Here is a 22,100-nt window from a genome sequence, read left to right on the forward strand (position 1 = left end):
ACAAAGGATGTGCAATGCCCGCTCACCAGCCGCTCGGCGAATCTTCCACCCGCTTCTCCGCCTTGGTCGAAAGCATGGCCCGCCCGCATGACGTGCGCGGCCTCTCGCTGAAAAGCCTGCACATGGTCATGGCGATGCGCCTGTGCGCCCTGTTCGACGCAGCAGGGCGTGATCCGGTGCCCGATCTGGCGCAGCGCTACCGCAGCATCGAAGCCGCCTGTGCCGTCCACGGCCTCGTCCAGACGGTAAAGCAGGTCTGGCCCGAACCGTTCATGGTCAACCGCCCCTGCTGCCTTGCGATGACGCCGGACGAAGTCACGCTCGCCTCCTTGGGCCGCGCGGCCCTGTCCGCCCACCGCGCCGCCTTCACCGATGCAATCACAGGCTTCGTCCGCGCCGACCGTCACGATGCGCTGTACAACGCCACGATCCACGCGGTCGCTCTCATCCCTTCCCCTTGAACCGAAGGCGCGGTAGGGCGCTGCGCATGACTACGGTAACCCGCTTCGCGCCTTCGCCCACCGGCAAGCTTCACGTCGGCAACGTGCGCACCGCCCTGCACAACTGGCTGCTGGCCAAGAAGACCGGCGGCAAGTTCCTGCTACGCATCGACGATACCGATGCCGAACGCAGCCGCGAAGAGCACGTCGACTCCATCCGTGCCGACCTTGCATGGCTGGGCCTCACGTACGACGGTGAAGAGCGCCAGTCGCTGCGCACAGACCTCTATGAACGCGCATTCCAGCGCCTCGTCGCAGCGGGCCGCATCTACCGCGCCTATGAAACATCGCAGGAACTGGACCTGAAGCGCAAGGTGCTGTTGGGCCGGGGCCTGCCCCCGATCTATGACCGCGCCGCGCTCAACCTGACCGACGCCGACCACGCCGCCAAGGCCGCTGCGGGCGAAAAGCCGCACTGGCGTTTCCTGCTCGATCACACCCAGCCGATCACGTGGGACGATGGGATTCGTGGGGTGCAGAACTTCGACGCGCGCCAGATGTCAGACCCGGTGATCCGCCGCGCCGATGGCTCGTGGCTCTACATGTTGCCCTCTGCCATCGACGATATCGACATGGGCGTCACCGATGTGCTGCGCGGTGAAGACCATGTGTCGAACACCGCAACGCAGCTCCAGATGTTCACCGCGCTGGGCGCCACACCCCCGCGCTTTGCCCACGAAGCGCTGCTGACCGGAAGCGAAGGCAAACTCTCCAAACGCCTCGGCGCACTCGGCATGGCCGATTTCCGCGAACAGGGCATCGAACCAGAGGCCATCGTCACGCTGCTCGCTCGCCTCGGCACGTCCGATCCGGTTGACCCGTCGCTCGATTCCGCAGCGCTTGCCGCCAGCTTCGACCTCTCGCGCTTCGGCCGCGCACCTGCCCGCTTTGACGAGGCAGACCTGCACCGCGTCAACGCCCAGATCGTCCACCGCCTGCCCTACGCCCGGGTCGCAAACCTGCTGCCGCAGGGCATGGGCGAAGCCGCATGGGAAGCCATCCGCCCCAACCTCGCCCACATCGACGAAGCGCAAGGCTGGTGGCAGGTGCTGACTGGCCCCATCACCGCGCTCATGTTTGACGATGAAACCCGCACCTTCCTGACCGAGGCCGCCAAAATCGCCGCCACGCTTGACTGGCAAGCCGACCCTTGGCGCACCCTCACCACCGCGCTCAAGGACAGCACCGGGCGCAAGGGCAAAGCGCTGTTCCTCCCCCTGCGTCAGGCCCTCACCGGCCACGACCACGGCCCGGAAATGGCCGCACTCCTGCCCTTGATCGCGCAGGAAGAAGCAGTGCGCCGACTTGCGCCTTAGGCTCCCTCTGCTCGTCCTGAGCCTATCAAAGGACGCTGGCACCGCGCATGATGCTTCGACACGCTCAGCATGAGCGGATTTGAGGTTCCGTTGTTCAAGCGCTAATCCGCTCGTCCTGAGCCTGTCGAAGGACGCCGCCCCATCCACAACGCCACCGGCACTGTCACCAGAATCGGCCCAATCCAGTCCGCCCACCGATCAGCGTTATCCCACACCCGCGCATCAAACACGCCCCACCACGGCATGTTCGCACGCAGCCCCTGCCCGAACTGTTCGATCCAGCGATACTCCGCCTGCGAAACCTCACGGCCGATGAAGTACCCGCAGGCCAGCGCCGCACCCGCCCACCAGTTGCGCGTTGTCAGCCCGACAATCGCCTGAATCACCAGTGCAACCAGCGCATGTTCAATCAGGTTCATCCCGCCTCCAACAGAAAAAGGGGCGGCAGCCCATCGGCCCCGCCCCTCAATCCTAAACCTTCAAATGCAATCAGGCAGCGACGATCTTCGCTTCCTTGATCACGCCCGGCGTCTTCGGCGGCTCACCCTTGGGCAGCGCGTCAACGTGTTCCATGCCGCTCTCGACCACACCCCACACGGTGTACTGCTTGTCGAGGAAGCGTGCATCGTCAAAGCAGATGAAGAACTGGCTGTTGGCCGAGTTCGGCGCGCTGGTGCGCGCCATCGAGCATACGCCGCGCACATGCGGTTCAGCGTTGAATTCGGCCTTCAGGTCCGGCTTGCTGGAACCGCCCATGCCGGTGCCGTCGGGGCAACCGCCCTGCGCCATGAAGCCGGGGATCACGCGGTGGAACTTCACACCGTCGTAGAAGCCTTCGCCGACCAGTTCCTTGATCCGCTCCACGTGGCCGGGGGCAAGGTCAGGGCGCAGCTTGATTACAACGTCGCCGGAATCGAGGGAAAGAACGAGATTTTCGTCAGCCATTGGTCGCAGTCCTTGTTGTCTTGCGGGCGGATATAGTGGCTCACGAAAGAAAGTCACGCATAGGTCTGCTAGGCGGTTGCAATTGACGGCCTAGTGGGTAACCCCGCCGCTATGCAGCGCGACGACGACATCATCGACACCCTGCTCCCCGACGCGGACGAAAGCGCCCCGCCGGTTGAACCCGCGCGGCCAAATGAACCCGCCAGAAACGCCGAAAGCCTCGACGAAGAAGACAACACGCTGCGCCCCGGCTTCGTGCGCAAGGTGGTCGATGCGCTTGAAGCGGGTGACGACGAGAAAGTCTACAACCTCGTCGAACCGCTCCACCCGGCTGATATTGCCGACCTTTTCGAACTGATCGACAAGCAGGACCGCGTCACGCTGGCCCGCGCGATCTCGGATCTTCTCGGCGGCGAAGTGATCGCCGAACTCAACGATTACGTGCGCGAATACCTTGTCGAGGAACTGGAACCAGAAGAGGTTGCCGAACTCGCCGAGCAGATGGAGACGGATGACGCCGTCGCCCTGATCGAGGATATGGACGAGGAGGACCAGCAGGCTGTCCTCGCCGAGATGGAGCCGGAAGACCGCGCGGCCATCGAATCCGCGCTGTCCTACCCGGAAGAAACCGCCGGCCGCCTGATGAGCCGCGATCTGATCGCTGTGCCCGAGGCGATGACCGTGGGCGACCTGATCGATTACATGCGGCGTGACGATGATCTTCCCACCGAATTCTGGGAAGTGTTCATCGTCGATCCCAAGCATCACCCCATCGGAACCTGCAGCCTTTCATGGATTCTCCGCGCGCCACGGAGCATTCCGCTGGCCGACGTGATGAAGCGCGACCAGACGCTGATCCCGGTGACGATGGATCAGGAAGAAGTCGCACTGCGCTTCCAGAAGTACGCGCTGATCTCGGCCGCGGTGGTGGACGAAAACGGCCGTCTGGTCGGCCAGATCACTGTCGACGATATCGTCCACATCATTCAGGAAGAAGCGAGCGAAGACATCCTGCGCCTGTCGGGTGCAGGCGATGGCGACATCAACGAGCCGATCCTGCTCACCGTGCGCACGCGCCTTACATGGCTGGTGGTGAACCTCGGCACGGCCATGCTCGCCGCCTCGGTCGTCGGCATGTTCCAGGGCGCGATTTCGCGGTTTGCGCTGCTGGCCGTGCTGATGCCGATAGTCTCCGGCATGGGCGGCAACGCGGGCACGCAAACGCTGGCCGTGGTCGTCCGCGCGCTGGCCACCAACCAGCTGACCAGCTCCAACACGGTGCGCATGATCCTGCGCGAACTGCGCATTGCCGCCACCAACGGCACCGCGCTCGGCCTCTTGGTCGGCAGCGCCACCGCACTCCTGTTCTCCAACCCCCTGCTGGGCGCGGTGATCGGCTCGGCCATGGTCATCAACAATCTGGTCGCAGGGCTTGCCGGAATCATGGTCCCGGTCACGCTTGATCGGCTGAAAGTGGACCCGGCTGTCTCTTCTGCCGTATTCGTGACGATGGCCACCGATGTCATGGGCTTCTTCTCGTTCCTCGGCCTTGCAGTGTTGAGCGGGCTGGCGGGTTAAACGGCTGCTGCTTCTTCTCCCCTCCCGCAAGCGGGAGGGGCCGGGGGAGGGCATGTTTAAGAACAAACAGAAAGTACCCAACCATTCCCCTCAACATGACCAAAGTCGCCTACGGAGCCCAGTCCCTCGCGGAAATCCACGAATGGTTTTCCGAAACGGGCCGTCGTGGCGGGGCAAAACTGGCCTACCTAACCACCCGCAACCGCCCCAAACGCGCCGAGGAAATGATCGGCGGCTCGCTCTACTGGATCCACAAGCACCAACTCGTCGCCCGCTCCGAAATCGTCGGCTTCGAAGAAGCCGAAGGCGGCCGCACCAACATCGTGGTCAGCACCAAACTGATCGACGTCCACCCCAAACCCAAGCGCGCGCACCAAGGCTGGCGCTATCTGGAAGACGCCGACGCGCCAGCGGACCTTGGTGATGGCGAGACGGGCGAAGTGCTGCCCGCGCAGATCGCGTCGGATCTGGCGAAGCTGGGTTTGGTTTAAAGCTGAACCGCTGCCTCGCGCACCAGAACCTTCCTGATCAAGTCAGCGTAAACCTCAGGCTCCTGCGCCCCCGGCACGATCAGCTTTCCGTTGATCAGCACGGCGGGCACGCCAGATACGTTCAAGTCCCAAGCCTGACGCTCACCCGCAATCACCGATGCGTCGATCTCCGCATCGATCATCGCCTCTAAAGCGCCAATTCGCGGCAGACCGACGCTTTCCGCCACATCTGCCAGCACTTCCGGGTCAGCTACATTCCGCCGCGCCTGAAAGTGCGCGTCGAACAGCGCACGCTTCAGTTCCACCTGATTCTCAGGCCCGAAATCGCGCAAGGTCCACGTCAGCAACCGGTGCGCCAGCCGCGTGTTCCACATCATCGGTGGCGGCGCTTCACCTGCACCGGTGTAGTCGAACGAATAGCCCGCGCGTGCCCCCGCCTGCTTCAGCGTATCGCGCACCCCCGCAGACTGTCCCGCCGAGCGCCCATACTTGCGCTGGATGTGCGCCGCCTGTTCCTCGCCCTCTTCGCCCATATCCGGATTCAGCTCGAACGGATGGAACCGCACCGTCGCGTCCACTTCGCCCGCCAACCCGGCCAGTGCCTTGTCCAGCTGGTTCAGCCCGATCACGCACCACGGGCACATGACGTCGGACCAGATATCGAGCGTGACTTTTGCGGGCGTACTCATTGCGCAAGCCACCATTTCAGCAAGTGATGCGCCACGGCAAACGGCGGCGGCGCGATGAACGCGCCATCTTCCGCGCCGCTCATCGCATATTGCACTTCCTCGCGCGTGAACCAGCGCGCATCGTCGAGTTCGGTTTCGTCGATGGTGATTTCGCGCTGGGTCGTGAACGCGTGGCACGCGATCATCAGCGAGGACGGGAACGGCCACGGCTGGCTCGCCACATAGTGCACCGCGTCCACCTTAACGCCCGCCTCTTCCAACACCTCGCGCCGCACCGCATCCTCCAGCCCTTCGCCCGGCTCCACAAAGCCTGCCAGCGCGGAATACCGGCGCGGTGGGAATCGCGGCTGGCGGCCCAGCAGCAGTTCGCCATCGCATTCCACCGTCATGATCGTCACCGGATCGACGCGAGGAAAGTGCTCGGCCCCGCAAGCATCGTTGGTACATGTCCGCTGCCAGCCGCCCTTGCGCAGCACCGTGGCCGATCCGCACCGCGCGCAGAACCGGTGCCGCGCATGCCAATCCACCAGACTGCGCGCCCCGCCATAAATCGAAAGATCGCCGGGCGAGAGCGCTCCCATCGCGCCCCACAGCCGGGGATTGGGCGGTGCCACGCTGCCCACAATCGCGGGTGTCACTTGCGCAAAGCACCCGCGCCCGTCCTCGCTCAGCCCCAGAAACACCAGTTCAGCCGCCGGGTCGGCATCCGCCAGCGTGCCCCAGTCCAGGCCACCATCGGGCGCGATCACCGGGTCGATCCCCTCAAGCTTCAGCAGCCGCGCGCGCCAGTTCATCAGGTCGCCCAGCCGCTCGGCATCGCCCCGGATGTGGTCGGCACGGTCCAGCCCGCCGCCTGCAAATGCGATTGTCGTGTCCATCACGCTGCGGCCTTCTTCCCCGTCACGTCGGCCAAGACGGCCTGCGCGAATTCCCTATGCACCGGATAGGCTTCCGATGGCATGTACTGCGTATAGCACCCCGCGCGCAGCCCCACGCGGAAGTTGACGAAGCCAACGGTCCCCGCCGCTCCCGCCCAGCCATACGTCCCGGCATCCTCGCCCAGCCCGACAGAGCCGCCCGCGCCAAAGCCGTTGCCCTTGATGAAAGCCTTGGAAAGGTCGGTCCCCACCGGCAATAGATTGCTCGTCCCCAGCCGCACCGCAGCCTCGCTCATCACCTGACGCCCGTCGATCTTGCCAAAGCCCAGTAGCATCCGCTGAAACCGGTCATAGTCGCGCGGCGATGAGACCAACCCCGCCCCGCCAAACGGATAGGGCGGCTGATCCAGATAGATCGAGGTCTTGCCCGGATCTACCGGCAGCAGCATCCCGCTCACCGCCGCATAATTCGTGGTAAGCCGCCCCGCCTCGCTCTGGGGCACGCGGAACCACGTGGATGTCATGCCGCAAGGGCCAAACACCCGCTCGGCCAGAAAGGCATCGAATGCCTTGCCCGAAGCCACTTCGATCACGCGGCCCAGCAGATCCAGCCCCACCGAATAGCTCCACACGCTCCCCGGCTCGTAGACCAAAGGCAAGGTCGCCAGCACATCGGCGAATTCAGCAAGGCTGCTCAAAGGCTTGAACCCGTCCATCCCCGGCATGGGCAAGCGGCTGGCCTGCCCCGGCACGACGCCTGCCTTGATGAAAGCATCCTTGATCGGCCCGTTCTGGATGATCGAATAGCCCAGCCCCGCCGTATGCGTCATCAGATGTCGCACGGTAATCGGCGTTTTTGCAGGCCGCAGATCGGTGATCGAGCCATCGGGCGTGGCCTGCACCATCATCTTGCCGAACGCGGGCAGCAGATCGGCGATGGGCTGGTCGAGCCGCAGCTTGCCTTCGTCCACCAGCATCATCGCGGCCATGCCGGTGATCGGCTTGGTCATCGAATAGATGCGGAACAGGCTGTCCATGTCCACCGCCTGATCAAGCCCCCTGGCCACAGTCCCGCGCGCAATGTCCATCGGCGCATCAGCAGCGCCCCAGCCCATCGCCGCGATCATCCCCGGCAGCTTGCCGGTGGACACATAGCCATCGAGCATCCGCGCCACAGTGGGAAACTTCGCCTCTGCCGCTGCAGAACCCCACGCCATGCGCGGCAGGAACGCCACGCCGCCAAGCGCCCCGAACGATCCCAACAGACCTCTGCGCGAAACCGCCATCCGCTGCATTTTCAGCCATTCCTCTCCGCAATCGCCAGCCGCGCCGCCTTGGCAAAGACGGTGGGCAGCCCAGCGGCCTCGATCTGTTCGACCGGCCACCACTCTCCGTCGCCATGACTAACGGCTCCCGGCTGAACGCAAAGCATCAATTGCAGTTCAAGATCGAAATGCGTGAACGAATGCCGCACCACACCACCTTGCCGCCACTCCCCGTCCAGCACCGCCGCGCCATCCCCCTTGGCCGACCAGCCATCATCGGGCAGCGCGCGCATCCCGCCCAGCATCCCGCGCCCGGCCCGTGTCACCAGCAAAACCTTGCCATCGCGCTCGATCCAGTAAGCCCGCCCCTGCCGCAAGGGCTTGGCCTTCTTCGCTGCCTTCACCGGCAGCCGCTCCGGCGCTCCCTCGGCCCGCCCCCGGCACTGCACAGACAGCGGACACAACATGCACCGGGGTGATCGCGCGGTGCAGATCGTCGCCCCCAGATCCATCATCGCCTGCGCAAAATCCCCGGCGCGCTCGTCCGGCGTCACCTGCCCCGCCGCAAAGCGGATTGCTGCCCTGCCCCCGGGCAATGGCTCGTCGATCGCAAACAACCGCGCCACCACCCGCTCGACATTGGCATCGACCACCACTGCCCGCCGCCCAAAGGCAATCGCCGCCACCGCCGCCGCCGTATATTCGCCCAGCCCCGGCAATGCGCGCAACCCCTCTTCGGTATCGGGAAACACCTCCCCCATCGCCGCCACCGCCCGCGCACAGGCCAGCAGATTGCGCGCGCGAGCATAATATCCCAACCCTGCCCAAGCGGCCATCACATCGGCATCATCCGCCGCTGCCAGATCGCCGACAGTCGGCCAGCGCGCAGTAAATTTCGCAAAATACGGTCCCACCGCCGCCACGGTGGTCTGCTGAAGCATGACTTCGGAAAGCCACACCTTGTATGGCTCCTGCCGCGCCTCCCCCGGCAATTTGCGCCACGGCAACCGCCTTGCATGAACATCATACCAGCCGAGCAATGCAGGCGCGACTGCCTCGGGATCGAAGGTGATTTCAGCTTCCTCTCTGGCTTGCATCGCGCACCTATGGCATGGCCCAAGGCGATATGAAAACCACCCCTTCTGACGCGGACAAACCCAAGACGGCAAAAGCCAGCAAGCCTGCGCCAAAGCCCGCGCTCAAACCCTATGAACGCCCGCGCGGCGGCGAAGCGCGCCAGATTGCAGACCTTATGCCCGCCATCGGTCGGACTGCTTTCCGCCGCTTCGGCTTCGTGCAATCCAGCGTCGTCACCCGCTGGCCCGAGATTGTGGGCGAACGCAACGCCCGCAACTGCATGCCCGAATCCATCCGCTTCCCGCCGGGTGAAAAGTCCGACGGCATCCTCCAACTCGTCGTCAGCCCTGCCCACGCGCCAATGATCCAGCATGTGATCCCCGAAATCATGGAGCGGGTGAACCGCTTCTTCGGCTATCGCGCGGTCGCCAAGGTGAAGATCCGGCAAGGTGCGGTTCAGGCACCAAAGGCCAAGGAGCAACCGCGCGCCGCGCCTCCTTCGCTTAAGCCGATTCCGATGGAATTGGGGGATTCGTTGCGCGATATCGGCGATCCTGAACTGCGCACCGTGCTCGAATCGCTGGCGCGCAGTCTCGATAGTGCTTCTGGGGGAAACAGGAACGGATGACCCGCAAACTCGCAACTGCCGCTTTCGCAACCCTCGCCGCACTGGCTCTGATAGGCGCGACCAAACCGGCACGCCCCGCAGGCGGCACCAACTGGGCCGCTACGTCCACGGCCACACCCGAAGGCCATCACGTCCTCGGCAATCCCAAGGCGCCCCTGCGGCTGGTTCAGTACGTCAGCTATACCTGCCCGCACTGCTCCGCATTCGAAGTAGAATCCGAAGGTCAGTTGAAAGTCGGCATGGTCGGCCCCGGCAAGGGTGCGGTCGAAGTGCGCAATTTCGTGCGAGATCCGGTAGACGTCACCGTCGCGCTCATCACCAACTGCGTGCCTGCCAACCGCTTTTTCAGCGTCCATACCGCCTTCATGCGCGCGCAGCCGCAATGGATCGGCCCGCTTTCAAATTCCACCGCTGCGCAGCGCCAGCGCTGGACCACCGGTCCCTTTGCCGCACGCACCCGCGCTATCGCCTCGGACTTCAAGTTCTATCAGTTCATGGCCGCCCGCGGCCTTGATCGCCCCGCAATGGACCGCTGCCTCGCCAATGAACCGCTGGCCAACAAGCTGGCACAACAGACCAACGAAGCGGTCGAAAAACTCGGCGTCACAGGCACCCCCAGCTTCATGATCGACGGTGTCCTGCTTGCCGGCACCCACAGCTGGGACGCCCTGCGCCCGCAGATCCTCGCGCGGACAAAGTAGCGTAGCAATCTCCCCTCCACCTGCGGGAGGGGCACCCTTCTTGCTCCCCTCCCGCAGGCGGGAGGGGTCGGGGGAGGGCATGTTCCAAAACCGCATCCTGAGCCTGTCGAAGGACCATCCACAACCCAAACCCCGCCCCCCTTCACCACCCGGCCACAATCGGCTAGCGTCCGTCCAAACCGCCAGACACGGGAATATCCACACGATGAAGCTCGCCCGCGCCCTCCTGCTTGCCGCCCTGCCCCTCACGCTTGGCCTTTCCGCCTGTGACAAGAAGGACGCCGCCGCCACGGGCGATGTCGCCAGCAGCGAACCCATCGCCAAAATTCCCGCACCTGCAGGCAAATCGTGGACTGAAACGTTCTCGGCAACGGCCGATGGTGGCTATCTGATCGGTAACCCCGATGCTCCGATAAAGGTCATGGAATTCGGCGCGCTGTCCTGCTCGCACTGTGCGGAATTCTCGGAAAAGGGCTTCCCCAAGCTGCGCGATGAATACATCGCATCGGGCCGCGTGTCCTATGAACTGCGCCTGTTCCTGCTCAATATGCTCGATATGCCTTCGGTCCTGCTCGCCACGTGCGGCACGCCCGAAGCGGTGATCCCGCTGTCCGAACAATTCTGGGGCTGGCAGCCGCAGATGTTCACCAACCTGCAAGCGAACGAAGCCGCACTGCAGCAAGTTTCCGCACTCCCGCCTGAAAAGCGCTTTGGCGGCATCGCGCAAGTTTCGGGGATGAGCGAATTTTTCGCCTCGCGTGGCGTTGCGGCGGCGCAAGGTTCCGCCTGCCTCGCCGATACGGCAAAGGCCACAAAACTTGCCGAACTGAACGAAAAGTGGAGCAAGGAGTTCGACATCACCGGCACCCCCACGTTCTTCATCAACGGCAACAAGACCGGCGTTGCCGATTGGGCATCGCTGGAACCGATGATCCAGAAGGCTGGCGCGCGCTAGGGCAGAGCGGCAGCCGGGGGCCTGAGGCATGCTGTTCAAGCGCTTGAAACTGTCCGGTTTCAAGAGCTTCGTAGAGCCTGCCGAACTGCGCATCGAACCCGGCCTCACCGGCGTTGTCGGCCCCAACGGCTGCGGCAAATCGAACCTGCTCGAAGCGATCCGCTGGGTCATGGGCGAAAGCTCGGCCAAGTCGATGCGCGGCGGCGGCATGGAAGACGTGATCTTCGCAGGCACCGCCACGCGCCCTGCCCGCGCCTTTGCCGAAGTCCTGCTCACCGCCGAAACCGATCCTGACGGACCGTTCGGCGCGGAACTCGAAGTCGTCCGCCGCATCGAACGCGGCGCAGGCAGCGCCTACCGCGTCAATGGCAAGGACGTGCGCGCCAAAGACGTCGCGCTGGTCTTTGCCGACGCCGCCACCGGCGCGCACAGCCCGGCGCTGGTCAGCCAGGGCCGCATCGCCGCCGTCATCGCCGCCAAACCCACCGAACGCCGCATGATGCTCGAAGAGGCCGCCGGAATCGCCGGTCTCCACGTCCGCCGCCGCGACGCAGAGCAAAAGCTGCGCGCCACCGAAGTCAACGTCGCAAGGCTCGAAGACCTGCTCTCCGGCCTTGAAGGCCAGATCAACACCCTACGCCGCCAGGCCCGCGCCGCCGAACGCTACAAGGCTGTCAGCGAGAAAATCCGCCTCTCCGAAGCCCGCCTCGTCTTCGCCCGCTGGCGCGATGCCGCCGCCGCTGCCGAAGCCGCGCGCAAACAGGCCACGGCAGCCGAAGAAGCGGTAAAAGCCGCAGCCCTCGTCGCCAATCAGGCCCAAGCCGCCCAGCACAAAGCCGCCGCCGCCCTGTCCGAAGCGCGCGACGAACTGTTTGATCGCAGGCAGGATGCCGCTGCCCACGGCCAACGCATGGCCTCGCTCTCTGCACAGTTGGAAGCCGCCGAACAGCGCGTGGCTGACATCGATCGCCAGCTCACGCGGATCGAACAGGACCGCGCCAGCGCCGACAAGCTGACCGAAGACGCGGCCGCCGCAATGGCAAAGCTCGATCAAGACCTCACCGCCGCCGAAGCAGCCCTTGCCGAAGACACCGCTCGCCGCCCCACCCTCGTCGCCGCGGCCGACGACGCAGATCGCGCCGCGCGCGCAGCCGAAATCGCCCTCGCACAGCGCGTGGCAGAGCAGGCCGGGATCGACGCCGAATGGCGCGTGGCCGAAGCGGCTGTCGCCGCCGCCCGCCAACGTCTGGTGCGGCTCGATGCCGATGCTTCGCGGATCGCGCAGCAGGCTGACGCTTTGGCGCGGGAGGCCGATCCCGCCGCGCAAATCGCTGAAGCAGAAGCAAAAAGGGCCGACGCAGCCGCCGCCATTGCCAAAGCTGAAGCTGAGCGCACTGACCTATCCGCACAGCGGGAGGCACTTTCCATCGAGCGCGACACCGCAAGCAATGCGCTCGCTCAAGCCCGCGCCGACCTTTCCGGCGTAGAGCGAGAGGCAGACGCCTTGGCGCGCGACAAGGCAGCGCGGGAAAAGGCACGTTTCGCCAAAGGCTTGGGCCAATCTGCCATCGCCGGCACACGCGCGGCACCCGGTTATGAACGCGCCCTCGCCGCCGTCCTCGGCCGAGATGCCAGCGCGCCAGTAGGCCCCGCGCCCGCCGATGCCGAAGGCCGCTTCTGGACCGGAGCGGGAGCGCTCTCACCACTGCCAGATTCCCTCGCCCACCACGTCCCGCAATGCCCACCCGAACTCACCGCCAGACTCGCGCTGGTCCGCGTGAGTGATAGCGATGATGGACAAGTCCTTCAGCCGGGCGAGTGGTTGGTCACGAAAGTTGGACGGCTCAGAAGGTGGGATGGATTTGTCGCGCGGGGTGAAGGTGCGGCGGAAGCGGCGGCGCTCGAAGCCGAAAATCGGCTGACCGAACTTGAGGCAATTTTGCCCGCGCGCAGAGCGGCTGTCAGCGCCGCGCAAACAGCACTTGAAGGCGTGCAGGAGCGTCTAGGTGTCATCTCTGTGCATCTAGGTGCAGTTCAGAAATCCATCACGGAAGCAGCGGATTCAGAGCGTGCGGCGTTGCGGGCCTTGGATGCGGCAGAGGCAGCGCGGGCGCGCTTGGAGCAAAGAAAGGCCGAGATTTCAAGGGCTCAGGCAGACCTTTCTGACCAACGTCAAGCTGCGCAGGGCGAACTTTCCGCCGCCGAAGACAAGCGCAACACCCTGCCAGACCCCGAAGCAGGCCGCGCCGCGCTCGAAGCGGCCCGCGCCCGCAACGATGCAGCGCGCACATCCTTGCAAGCAACCACGGCGGCAGCAGCCTCGCTCGATCAGAACATTGCCGTTGGAAAAGAACGACTTGCAGGAATACGCGGCGATATCCGTGCATGGCAGGCCCGCGCCGGAGACGCCGCCAAACGTCTCGCCGAAATGACCGGACGGCGCGAAGAACTGGAAGCCGAACGCGCAATTTCTGCCGCAAAACCAAAGGGTTTGATCGCGGAGATCGAGCAAGGTGAGAGCATCCGCACACGCCTCGCGACCGATCTCACAGCCGCCGAAACCGCCCTGGCCACAGCAGAAACTGCGTCAAAACAAGCAGATAGCGCCCTCTCCTCAGCCAACGAGGCCCTCGCCACCGCCCGCGAATCCCGCGCCGGCGCCGTCGCCCGCGCCGAGAACGAGGACGCGCGACGGCAGGAAATGGCTGGAATCTCAGGAGAAAGGTTCCAGTGCCCACCCCCACTCCTGCCCGAACGCTTCGGTTTCGCCAGCGCCGAAGTCGCCAGCGCGGGCGAGGAATCCGCCGCGATGGATCGCCTCACCGCCGAGCGTGAACGCATCGGCCCGGTCAACCTCGTCGCCGCCGACGAACTCGCCGAAGCAGAGGAGCGCCACGGCACCAGCGTGGCCGAACAAGCTGAACTAACCGAGGCAGTTCATAGACTTAGAGGTTCCATCGGCAACCTCAACCGCGAAGGCCGCGAACGCCTGCGCGCCGCCTTCGAAGCGGTAGACGGCCACTTCCGCAACCTATTCTCCCGCCTGTTCGGCGGCGGCGAGGCGCACCTCGCGCTGATCGACAGCGATGATCCACTGGAAGCAGGCCTCGAAATCTTCGCACAACCGCCCGGCAAGCGCCTGCAATCCTTGACTCTTCTGTCCGGTGGCGAACAGGCGCTGACAGCAGTAGCGCTGATCTTCGCCCTCTTCCTCACCAACCCCGCCCCGATCTGCGTCCTCGACGAAGTCGACGCGCCGCTGGACGACGCCAACATCGAACGCTTCTGCGACCTACTCGACGCGATGGTCGCCCAAACCAGCACCCGCTACCTGATCGTCACCCACAACGCGGTGACGATGAGCCGCATGCACCGCCTGTTCGGCGTGACGATGGTGGAACGTGGCGTCTCACGGTTGGTCAGCGTCGACTTGGGCGGCGCAGTGGAACTGCTTGAGGCAGCGGGTTAATCCAGAACGAACCTTGGCCCCGGCCCCGCAGCACTTGCGCGGTCTTCCTTGTTGTACAGTGCGCAGCGGTCGAGGCTGAGGCAGCCGCAGCCGATGCATTCGTCGAGTTTGTTGCGGGTGCGGGTGAGGAGCTGGATGCGGCTGTCGATTTCCTTGCGGAGCGAGCGGCTGATTTTTTGCCAGTCCATGATGTTGGGCGTGCGGCCCTGCGGCAGGGCGGTTAATTCCCGCTCGATCTCGGCCAGCCCCAAACCCAGCTTCTGGGCGATCTGCACAAAGCCCAGCCGCCGGATGTCGGAGCGCAGGAAGCGGCGCTGGTTGCCGCCGGTGCGGACCGAGGTGACAAGGCCGCGATCTTCGTAATAGCGGATGGCCGAGATCGCGAGGCCAGTGCGGCGCGACAATGTGCCGATGGGGATAAGATCGTTGCGGTGCATGCGCACTCTCTTTGGCGACTGCGGATCAAAACGGCTTGATCTGAAGCTAACTTGAGGTTGCAGAATGACAAGCATCGATTGCAGACTACGCCCGAAAGGGATTCGATTGATGCCGGTAGCTCGCACATGACAATTGAACCGCTGAACCGGCAGCAGCTTGACGCCTATCTGGCGCGGATCGGGTTTGACGGAGAGCCGCTGCCCGACCTTGCCACGCTTCGGTCCATTGTCGGCGCGCATGTGCAGGCCATCGCGTTCGAGAATATCGACGTGCAGTTGGGGCGAGCGCTGACCACCGATGCCAGCGCCGCCTTTGCCAAACTGGTCGAGGAACGGCGCGGGGGCTGGTGTTATGAACATAACGGCGTGCTGGGCGCGGCACTGGCAGCAATTGGCTTTGACGTGTCGCGGATGAGCGCAGGGGTGATGCGGCAATTTCGGGGCGACGAAAGCATGGGATCGCACTTGTGCCTGTTGGTGCAATGCGAAGGTGCGTGGCTGGTCGACGCCGGGTTCGGCAGTTGGCTGGGCGCGCCGGTGCCGCTGGAGCATGGAACGTGGACGCAGCCGCCCTTGCCAGTGAGTGTTGGCACGACAGGTGATGGATTGTGGCGTCTGTCGGTGACGCTGGGCCACACCGCCATGTCTTATGACTTCCGTGCGGAACCTGCGAACGAAGATCAGCTTTCGGCGCTATGTGACTGGCAATGCAGCGATCCGGCTTCTGTTTTTGTGCAGAACCTGACTGTACAGCGGCGTGACGGCGAACGCTATCTGATGCTGCGGGGCAAGGTGCTGTCGGACGTAAGCGCGACGGGCGAAGTGCGGCGGGAGCTGGCCTCAGAGGGCGAACTTGTGGAGGTTTTGCGCAACGTGTTCCTGCTCGATGTGCCGGAAGCGGCCGCACTCTTTCCGGCAATATGTGCGCGGCATGAAGCGCTGTTTGGCGCTCAGGCGGCCCCGACGACGTAGCAGGCGGCGGCCATCAGCAGGCCTGCGGTGCGGTTGGAACGGAACTTGGTAAGCGGATCAGTGCCGTCTTCCTTGAGGGTCAGGACTTGCCAGCTCAGGTGCAGCGCGACTGGGAGCAACGCCAGCAGCGCCAGCGAATCGGGGCGCGTCAGCCAGACCGCTCCAGCCCAGCCTGCGAGCGCCATCGCGTAAAGCCCAGCGACGCCTGTTTTGACGTGCTGGCCGAACGACAATGCTGACGAGCCAATGCCGACCAGCGCATCGTCTTCGCGGTCTTGCAGGGCGTAGATCGTGTCATAGGCCATGCACCATGCCCAGCATCCGGCGTAGAGCGCGGCCAGCGGGATGAGGCGATCAAAGCCGGTGGCCTGAACCCAGCCAACCGGTGCGCCCCATGTGAAGACGAGGCCGAGCCATGCCTGCGGCCAGCCGGTGATGCGCTTCATGAAAGGATAGGCGGCGACAAGGGCGAGGCTGCCGAGGGCGACGAGTTGCGCCTCCCAGCGTAGTTGCAGGAGGACGACGAGACCTACGGCGCACAAGCTGAGCAGCCACATCCATGCTGCACGCTTTGTCACCGCGCCGCTGGCGATGGGTCGCAAGGCGGTGCGGGCGACGCGGGCGTCGAGGTCTGCGTCTACGATGTCGTTATAGACGCAGCCTGCGCCGCGCATGGCGATGGCGCCGAGCAGCATCCACGCTAGGATACCCCATGCGCCGGTGGCACCGCCAAGGAAAAGGCCCCATGCGCAGGGCCAGAACAACAGCCATGAGCCGATGGGCCGATCAAAACGCGCGAGCAATGCATAGTTGCGCCACGGTTGCGGCAGGCGGGCAACGAGGCCTTTATGCTCGCTGTCAGGGACGATTGCGCTGTTTGCAGCCTCGGTCATAGCGGCAAGCCTTACCGGCCTGCGCAAATTGCGCTAGGGGCGAAATCATGCCTGCTACTCCCGCTTGGCCGCCCAAATCGGCCCCTCGCCTGTTTGTTGAAGCGCCGCTGTCTGATGGGCAGCAGGTGACGATTGAGGGTGGGCAGGCGCATTATCTGGGCAAGGTCATGCGCGTGGCCCCCGGCGATGCAGTGATTCTTTGCGACGATGTGACCGGTGAATGGCTGGCGCGGGTGGCCGAGGCGGGCAAGCGCGCGGTGACGGTGGAGGTGGAGCGGCAGTTGCGGGCGCGTGAGGACGTGCCGGATTTCTGGCTTTGCGCGGCGTTGCTGAAAAAGCCGAACTTTGATCTGGTGCTGGAGAAGGCCACCGAACTCGGCGTTGCCCAAGTTGTGCCGCTGGTGACGCGACGTTGTGTGGCAGACAAGCTGAACCCCGAGCGAGCGCGCACGATCACGGTCGAAGCGGCCGAGCAATGCGCGCGCACAGCGCTGCCGGTGTTGGGCGAGACCGCAAAGCTAGACGCCTTGTTGCGCGACTGGCCGGAAGGCCGCGTGCTGTTCTTCGCTGACGAGAACGGCGGCTCGCCGGTGGCTGAGGCCTTTGCCGCGCACAAGGGTCCGGCGGCGCTGCTGGTGGGGCCGGAGGGCGGCTTTGACGAGACGGAGCGGGCGGCAGTCCGGGCGCATCCGGCGGCGGTGGCGATTGCGTTGGGGCCGCGTATCCTCCGTGGGGAGACTGCGGCGATTGCCGGAATGGCGCTGTGGATGGGCCTGAACGGCGATTGGCAGGCCTGAACCTTGATGGCGCGGATTCTTGTCGCGTTTGCAACAAAGGTTCTCACGAATAACACTAGTATAAAGCTGTCTGGCACATTAACTCGGCGCGCATGAGCACGCGGCAAGTTTCAGATCGCAACGATCCTATCATCGAAAGCCGCGACATGCTCGTGGCCCCCATGCAGAAGGGCGAAAAGCCCAAGTCCGCCTGGCGGATCGGCACCGAGCACGAGAAGTTCGTGTATCGGACCGATGACCGCCGCGCGCCTTCGTATGAAGAGCCGGGCGGCATTCGTGACCTGCTGATGGCGCTGACCGAATACGGCTGGGAGCCTGTTCTGGAAGGCGGCAAGGTAATCGCCATGTCCGGGCCGGACGGCGCGGTGAGCCTTGAGCCTGCGGGGCAACTGGAGCTTTCGGGCGCGCCGTTGGTGAACCTGCACCAGACTTGTGCGGAAACCGGGCGGCATCTGGCGCAAGTAAAGTCCATCGGTGACAAGCAGGGGCTGGCCTACCTTGGGCTGGGCCTCTGGCCCGACAAGACGCGCGCAGAGCTGCCGATCATGCCCAAGGGCCGGTACGAGATCATGTTGCGGCACATGCCGCGCGTGGGATCGATGGGCCTGGACATGATGCTGCGGACCTGCACCATTCAGGTCAACCTCGACTATTCGAGCGAGGCCGACATGGTGAAGAAGTTCCGCACCAGTCTGGCCTTGCAGCCGCTGGCGACCGCGCTGTTTGCCAATTCTCCGTTTCTGGAAGGCAAGCCCAACGGGTTCCTTTCGTATCGCAGCCACATCTGGACCGACACAGATCCGGCGCGCACGGGGATGCTGTCGTTCGTGTTCGACGAAGGGTTCGGGTACGAGCGCTATGTCGACTACATGCTCGACGTGCCGATGTATTTCGTGTTCCGCGATGGCAAGTATATCGACGCCTCGGGGCTTTCGTTCCGCGATTTCCTTGATGGCAAGCTGTCGGTGCTGCCGGGTGAGAAGCCGACGGCTTCGGACTGGGTGGACCACCTTTCGACCGCGTTCCCGGAAGTGCGGCTGAAGTCTTTCCTTGAAATGCGCGGGGCCGATGGTGGGCCGTGGAACAGGATTTGTGCGCTGCCTGCGCTGTGGGTGGGCCTGCTCTATGATCAGACGGCGCTGGATGCGGCGTGGGATCTGGTCAAGGACTGGGACATGGACGGGCGCGAGAAGCTGCGCGCCGAAGTGCCCAAGCTGGGGCTGGATGCATCGCTGCCGGGCGGCGGAAAGCTGCGCGATGTAGCCGCCGAAGTGCTGGCGATTTCGCGCAGCGGGCTTTCCGCGCGGGCCATGCTGAACGAGGCGGGCGACAACGAGACGGGCTATCTCCAGCCGTTGGACGAAATCGTGGCGACGGGGAAAACGCCTGCCGAGCGGCTGCTTGACCTCTATCACGGTGCGTGGGGCGGCGATCTTTCGCAGATTTACGGCGAGAAGAGCTTCTGATGATCATTGTGATGGGCACGTTCCGCGTTCCGGTTGAGAACATCGAGGCGATCCGGCCAATGATGGCAAAGGTGATCGCGGCAACCGTGGCCGAGTATGGGTGCATCGAATATGCCTATGGGCAGGATGTGCTTGACCCGGAACTTATCCACGTTGCCGAAAAGTGGCGCGACAAGGCAGCGCTTGAGGCGCATTTCAAGGCTGCGCACATGAAAGTGTGGGCAGAGGAGCGCGCCGGGCTTGGGTTGTTCGACCGCCAAATTCGCGTGTTCGAGAGCGACGAGGGCGTCGAGGTCTGACGCCTACTCGGCGGGTTGGACCGCCGGTGATTTTGGCGTGAGCGCGCGGGTGAGTTTGCGCAAGGTGCGCGTGATCGGGCCATGCTCTGCCATCCAGGCGTGATATTCGCGGTACTTGGCATCTTCGGCGAGGAGATGCTTTTCTTCCGTGCGGGCGCGCCAGTAGTAGACGCCGCTGACGATGGCGAGGAGCGCGGTGTTGCGGATGGCATCGACCCACGAGCCACTGGTGGTGAGGAACGGCAGGCCCGCCAGCCACCAATAGGCGTTCTTCGACAGGTAGGCCGGGTGGCGCGTGAAGCGGTAGGGGCCGTTGGTCAGCACGCCGCGATAGGTGAGGTTCGAGAACCGCAGGCCGAAGGCGACCGTGGCCCATGCATAGCAGGCCGTCAGGAACACCAGCGCGATGGCCCATATCCACAGCAACACGTCTTGCCCGGCCAACCAGACCGGCCATTCCGCGCCGTTGTGGTGGTAGTCCAGCACGCCGCCGCCGCCCATCAGGATGAACGGAGGGTAGCAGATCAGCGCTGCGACCCATGCCGCAAGGTGCGGGTTGGCGGTGCGGATCTGCGCGTCGAGCGGCTTCATGGTGACAAGATAGCCGACCATCGCGATCTGCACGTCGATCATGAACATGGTCTCGATCAGCAGCGTGGCGAACTCTACCGGATCGTGGAAAGCGTGGCTCCAGTCAAACCGCACGACTGCGCCGAAGCCGCCGGGGACTATCGAGATCATGAAGGCGCAGAAGAAGCCTTTGACGAGCCATGACAGGGCGTGGCGCTTCACTTCGGCTGCGTCCCACGACTCGCGGCCAATGAGCATCGCGCCGAAGTGCCATGAGGCATCGCGCGGGTTTACCAGCACGCGATCGAGCCACAGGACATAGGGTATCGCGCCGAGGAACAGCACTGGGACGATGGTTTCCAGCACGTCCATCGCGAAGACATATTGCCCGCGCCAGTACCAGCGACCGAGGCAATAGGCGAAGCCGATGACCGCCCATGTGGCCCACAGGCCTGCGATCTTGGTGATCGAGATATCGAGAATTTCGCGGATCGGGCGCGGGGCGCTCCAATCGATCCCGGTGCTGGCGCGCAAGTGGACCTTGTCTACCAGCAGGGACCAGCCGACCATGCCGGTGCCGGAAAAGACCAGCGCCATCATCGCTGCGCCGGGGCCGTCCATCACTTCATGCGGGGCGTTGAGACCGAACGCATCGACGATCTGCGGCCAAGAGCGACAGACCATGATCCAGAAGAACAGGCCTGCAAGGCCCGCGAGGCCGACGCCTGCGGAGACGTCAGATTGCGGAAGTGAGGGACGCGCGGTCATGCGCGTACCCTTATGCGTCAACAGTTAGGAAAGCGTTTGCGATCAACGGAACGCGGTGATCTTTCCGCCGTCATCCAGAATATACAGCGTCTGGTTGGCGACCACGGGAGCGAGCGTGACACCCGAACCGAGTTCGGTGAACCTGCTGGCCGTGCCATCGGTGACCGAGGCTGTCATCACTTCGCCGCGCGAATTGGCGACCCAGAGGCGGTTGCCCGCAAGGATCGGACCGGTCCACAGGATCGGATTCTTCTTCTTTTTCTCGTTCTTGAAGCGTTGAAGCTGCGTCATCCAGCGGACTTTGCCGTTGGACTTGGCAATGCACAGCAATTTGGCTTCGTCGGTCAGTGCAAAGATCCAGTCGCCCGCGATGGCGGGGGTAGAAATGCCGGCAAGGTTCAGTTCCCAGATGCGCTGACCGGTGACCAGTTCATAGGCGGCCATGCGTCCGCCCTGCCCGAGTGCATAGACGCGGCCGTTTTCGATGATCGGATCGGCGTCGATGTCAGTCAGCGTGGAAACCGAAGTGGCAATGCTGGTGCGCGCAAGGGCATCGGCCCACAGTTCGCGTCCGTTTTCATAGCGATAAGCAACCAGTTCGCCCGAGGAATATCCTGCAACGATAGTGCCTTGTCCCGCTGCCGGAGAAGCCACGCCGAACACGTTGGTCTGCCCCACCGATGCGTTGGCGTTCCACAGGACCGCCCCGTCAGACGCGTTCAGCGTGACGATCTGGTTGTCCTGCGTCATCACCATGACCTGCCCGAAGGCGACGGTGGGTGAACCGCGCAAGGGACCAGCGGGCTTTACGCGCCACTTGATGGCGCCGGTGGCGGCATCAAGCGAGGCGACTTCGCCCACGCCGTTGGTGACATAGAGCACGCCATCATCGAATGACGCGCCGCCGCCGAAGGTGGAGCTTGTGCTACCCTTGTCGGCGCGGACCGAAGTTTGCCAAGCGCGTGCGCCGCTAATGGCATCAAACGCGTGGACCATGCCATCGGTGTCCATCGCATAAAGCTTGCCCCCGCCGATCACCGGCGAAGCGGCGAGGCGCTGCGTGGCGGACGATCCGCGAATGCTGACCGACCAGGCCTTTGCCGGAGCTTCGGCAATCGCGGCGTGACCATAGGACTTGCTGGCATTGCCGCCGCCCTGCGCAAATTCGGTGTTCACAGCGGGCGCGGGGAGAACGACGGTGAGCAGCCCGATGGATTCATCGACCTTGGTCCCAGCTTCGATCTTCGACAGAATCGGTTCGCGCTGGCCCACGGTCGGCGTAGTCTTGGCCTTGTCCTTGCCGCCAAAGATGCCGCATCCGCCCAGCGCAAGCGCAAGGACCAGCACGCTGGAAAGCGATGCGCGCCGGAAGCTGGGGCGGAAGGTAGTTTCGGGCTTCATTGGCA

Annotated in this window: 22 protein-coding genes; 12 read left to right on the forward strand and 10 right to left on the reverse strand. The window is 64.2% G+C overall.

The window, feature by feature from the left end:
• Positions 1-14: 14 nt before the first annotated feature.
• Both Q8R81_RS03340 and gltX read left to right on the forward strand, forming a co-directional pair.
• Positions 15-461 carry a hypothetical protein gene (locus Q8R81_RS03340; protein ID WP_305616025.1) on the forward strand — a complete coding sequence of 149 codons (447 nt, stop codon included), beginning with the start codon at positions 15-17 and terminating at the stop codon, positions 459-461.
• Positions 462-487: 26 nt separating this feature from the next.
• The gene (gene gltX / locus Q8R81_RS03345) at positions 488-1,816 is read left to right on the forward strand and encodes a glutamate--tRNA ligase (RefSeq protein ID WP_305616026.1); all 1,329 of its coding nucleotides are present in this window, start codon (positions 488-490) and stop codon (positions 1,814-1,816) included.
• Between the two features lie 101 nt (positions 1,817-1,917).
• On the opposite strand, the gene Q8R81_RS03350 is transcribed toward gltX, so the two are convergent.
• Together Q8R81_RS03350 and Q8R81_RS03355 are read right to left on the reverse strand one after the other, a co-directional pair.
• Complete coding sequence (locus Q8R81_RS03350) at positions 1,918-2,235, reverse strand: hypothetical protein (RefSeq protein WP_305616027.1); 318 nt, start codon at positions 2,233-2,235, stop codon at positions 1,918-1,920.
• A 70-nt stretch (positions 2,236-2,305) separates the two neighbouring features.
• Positions 2,306-2,761, reverse strand: a complete 456-nt coding sequence (locus Q8R81_RS03355; RefSeq protein ID WP_305616028.1) for a peptidylprolyl isomerase — start codon at positions 2,759-2,761, stop codon at positions 2,306-2,308.
• Positions 2,762-2,872: 111 nt separating this feature from the next.
• Here Q8R81_RS03355 and mgtE point away from each other — a divergent pair, with 111 nt between their 5' ends.
• Together mgtE and Q8R81_RS03365 are read left to right on the forward strand one after the other, a co-directional pair.
• Positions 2,873-4,339: a magnesium transporter gene (gene mgtE, locus Q8R81_RS03360; protein ID WP_305616029.1), complete on the forward strand. Its 1,467-nt coding sequence runs from the start codon at positions 2,873-2,875 to the stop codon at positions 4,337-4,339.
• 83 nt (positions 4,340-4,422) lie between these two features.
• On the forward strand, positions 4,423-4,830 hold the full coding sequence (locus Q8R81_RS03365; RefSeq protein WP_305616098.1) for a DUF1489 domain-containing protein: 408 nt from the start codon (positions 4,423-4,425) through the stop codon (positions 4,828-4,830).
• On the opposite strand, the gene Q8R81_RS03370 is transcribed toward Q8R81_RS03365, so the two are convergent.
• Genes Q8R81_RS03370 through Q8R81_RS03385 form a run of 4 tightly spaced genes read right to left on the reverse strand, consistent with a single transcriptional unit; the run spans position 4,827 to position 8,759 of the window.
• Positions 4,827-5,519: a DsbA family oxidoreductase gene (locus Q8R81_RS03370; RefSeq protein WP_305616030.1), complete on the reverse strand. Its 693-nt coding sequence runs from the start codon at positions 5,517-5,519 to the stop codon at positions 4,827-4,829. The two genes, Q8R81_RS03365 and Q8R81_RS03370, sit on opposite strands and share 4 nt — an antisense overlap.
• On the reverse strand, positions 5,516-6,397 hold the full coding sequence (nudC, locus tag Q8R81_RS03375) for an NAD(+) diphosphatase (RefSeq protein ID WP_305616031.1): 882 nt from the start codon (positions 6,395-6,397) through the stop codon (positions 5,516-5,518). Before nudC ends, Q8R81_RS03370 begins: the two co-directional genes overlap by 4 nt.
• Entirely contained in the window at positions 6,397-7,692 is a 1,296-nt protein-coding gene (locus Q8R81_RS03380; RefSeq protein ID WP_305616032.1) for a serine hydrolase, read from the reverse strand. The genes nudC and Q8R81_RS03380 overlap by 1 nt, the downstream gene beginning before the upstream one ends.
• Positions 7,693-7,694: 2 nt before the next feature.
• Complete coding sequence (locus Q8R81_RS03385; RefSeq protein ID WP_305616033.1) at positions 7,695-8,759, reverse strand: A/G-specific adenine glycosylase; 1,065 nt, start codon at positions 8,757-8,759, stop codon at positions 7,695-7,697.
• Between the two features lie 29 nt (positions 8,760-8,788).
• Between Q8R81_RS03385 and Q8R81_RS03390 the strand changes: the two genes are divergently transcribed.
• The 4 genes from Q8R81_RS03390 (at position 8,789) to smc (ending at position 14,492) form a co-directional block, all read left to right on the forward strand.
• Positions 8,789-9,367 carry a DUF721 domain-containing protein gene (locus Q8R81_RS03390; RefSeq protein WP_305616034.1) on the forward strand — a complete coding sequence of 193 codons (579 nt, stop codon included), beginning with the start codon at positions 8,789-8,791 and terminating at the stop codon, positions 9,365-9,367.
• A complete protein-coding gene (locus Q8R81_RS03395; protein WP_305616035.1) occupies positions 9,364-10,068 on the forward strand; it encodes a thioredoxin domain-containing protein in 705 nt (234 codons plus the stop codon). Before Q8R81_RS03390 ends, Q8R81_RS03395 begins: the two co-directional genes overlap by 4 nt.
• Positions 10,069-10,273: 205 nt before the next feature.
• Positions 10,274-11,023: a thioredoxin domain-containing protein gene (locus Q8R81_RS03400; RefSeq protein ID WP_305616036.1), complete on the forward strand. Its 750-nt coding sequence runs from the start codon at positions 10,274-10,276 to the stop codon at positions 11,021-11,023.
• Positions 11,024-11,051: 28 nt separating this feature from the next.
• Positions 11,052-14,492: a chromosome segregation protein SMC gene (gene smc / locus Q8R81_RS03405; protein WP_305616037.1), complete on the forward strand. Its 3,441-nt coding sequence runs from the start codon at positions 11,052-11,054 to the stop codon at positions 14,490-14,492.
• On the opposite strand, the gene soxR is transcribed toward smc, so the two are convergent.
• Positions 14,489-14,929, reverse strand: a complete 441-nt coding sequence (gene soxR / locus Q8R81_RS03410) for a redox-sensitive transcriptional activator SoxR (protein ID WP_305616038.1) — start codon at positions 14,927-14,929, stop codon at positions 14,489-14,491. The two genes, smc and soxR, sit on opposite strands and share 4 nt — an antisense overlap.
• Before the next feature lie 126 nt (positions 14,930-15,055).
• Here soxR and Q8R81_RS03415 point away from each other — a divergent pair, with 126 nt between their 5' ends.
• Positions 15,056-15,901: an arylamine N-acetyltransferase gene (locus tag Q8R81_RS03415; RefSeq protein ID WP_305616039.1), complete on the forward strand. Its 846-nt coding sequence runs from the start codon at positions 15,056-15,058 to the stop codon at positions 15,899-15,901.
• Here Q8R81_RS03415 and ubiA read toward each other — a convergent pair.
• Complete coding sequence (gene ubiA, locus Q8R81_RS03420; RefSeq protein WP_305616040.1) at positions 15,880-16,794, reverse strand: 4-hydroxybenzoate octaprenyltransferase; 915 nt, start codon at positions 16,792-16,794, stop codon at positions 15,880-15,882. The two genes, Q8R81_RS03415 and ubiA, sit on opposite strands and share 22 nt — an antisense overlap.
• A gap of 47 nt (positions 16,795-16,841) precedes the next feature.
• Here ubiA and Q8R81_RS03425 point away from each other — a divergent pair, with 47 nt between their 5' ends.
• The 3 genes from Q8R81_RS03425 (at position 16,842) to Q8R81_RS03435 (ending at position 19,356) form a co-directional block, all read left to right on the forward strand.
• Positions 16,842-17,591 carry a 16S rRNA (uracil(1498)-N(3))-methyltransferase gene (locus tag Q8R81_RS03425; protein ID WP_305616041.1) on the forward strand — a complete coding sequence of 250 codons (750 nt, stop codon included), beginning with the start codon at positions 16,842-16,844 and terminating at the stop codon, positions 17,589-17,591.
• Positions 17,592-17,683: 92 nt separating this feature from the next.
• Positions 17,684-19,057: a glutamate--cysteine ligase gene (locus tag Q8R81_RS03430; RefSeq protein ID WP_305616042.1), complete on the forward strand. Its 1,374-nt coding sequence runs from the start codon at positions 17,684-17,686 to the stop codon at positions 19,055-19,057.
• On the forward strand, positions 19,057-19,356 hold the full coding sequence (locus Q8R81_RS03435) for a putative quinol monooxygenase (RefSeq protein ID WP_305616043.1): 300 nt from the start codon (positions 19,057-19,059) through the stop codon (positions 19,354-19,356). The genes Q8R81_RS03430 and Q8R81_RS03435 overlap by 1 nt, the downstream gene beginning before the upstream one ends.
• Positions 19,357-19,359: 3 nt before the next feature.
• Here the strand turns inward: Q8R81_RS03435 and Q8R81_RS03440 are convergent, their stop codons facing one another.
• Positions 19,360-20,694: an isoprenylcysteine carboxylmethyltransferase family protein gene (locus Q8R81_RS03440; protein ID WP_305616044.1), complete on the reverse strand. Its 1,335-nt coding sequence runs from the start codon at positions 20,692-20,694 to the stop codon at positions 19,360-19,362.
• Positions 20,695-20,736: 42 nt separating this feature from the next.
• Positions 20,737-22,095, reverse strand: coding sequence for a PQQ-like beta-propeller repeat protein (locus Q8R81_RS03445; RefSeq protein WP_305616045.1), 1,359 nt, complete (start codon positions 22,093-22,095; stop codon positions 20,737-20,739).
• Positions 22,096-22,100: the final 5 nt, after the last annotated feature.

The organism is Novosphingobium sp. (assembly GCF_030696665.1).
Classification (GTDB): Bacteria; Pseudomonadota; Alphaproteobacteria; order Sphingomonadales; family Sphingomonadaceae; genus Novosphingobium.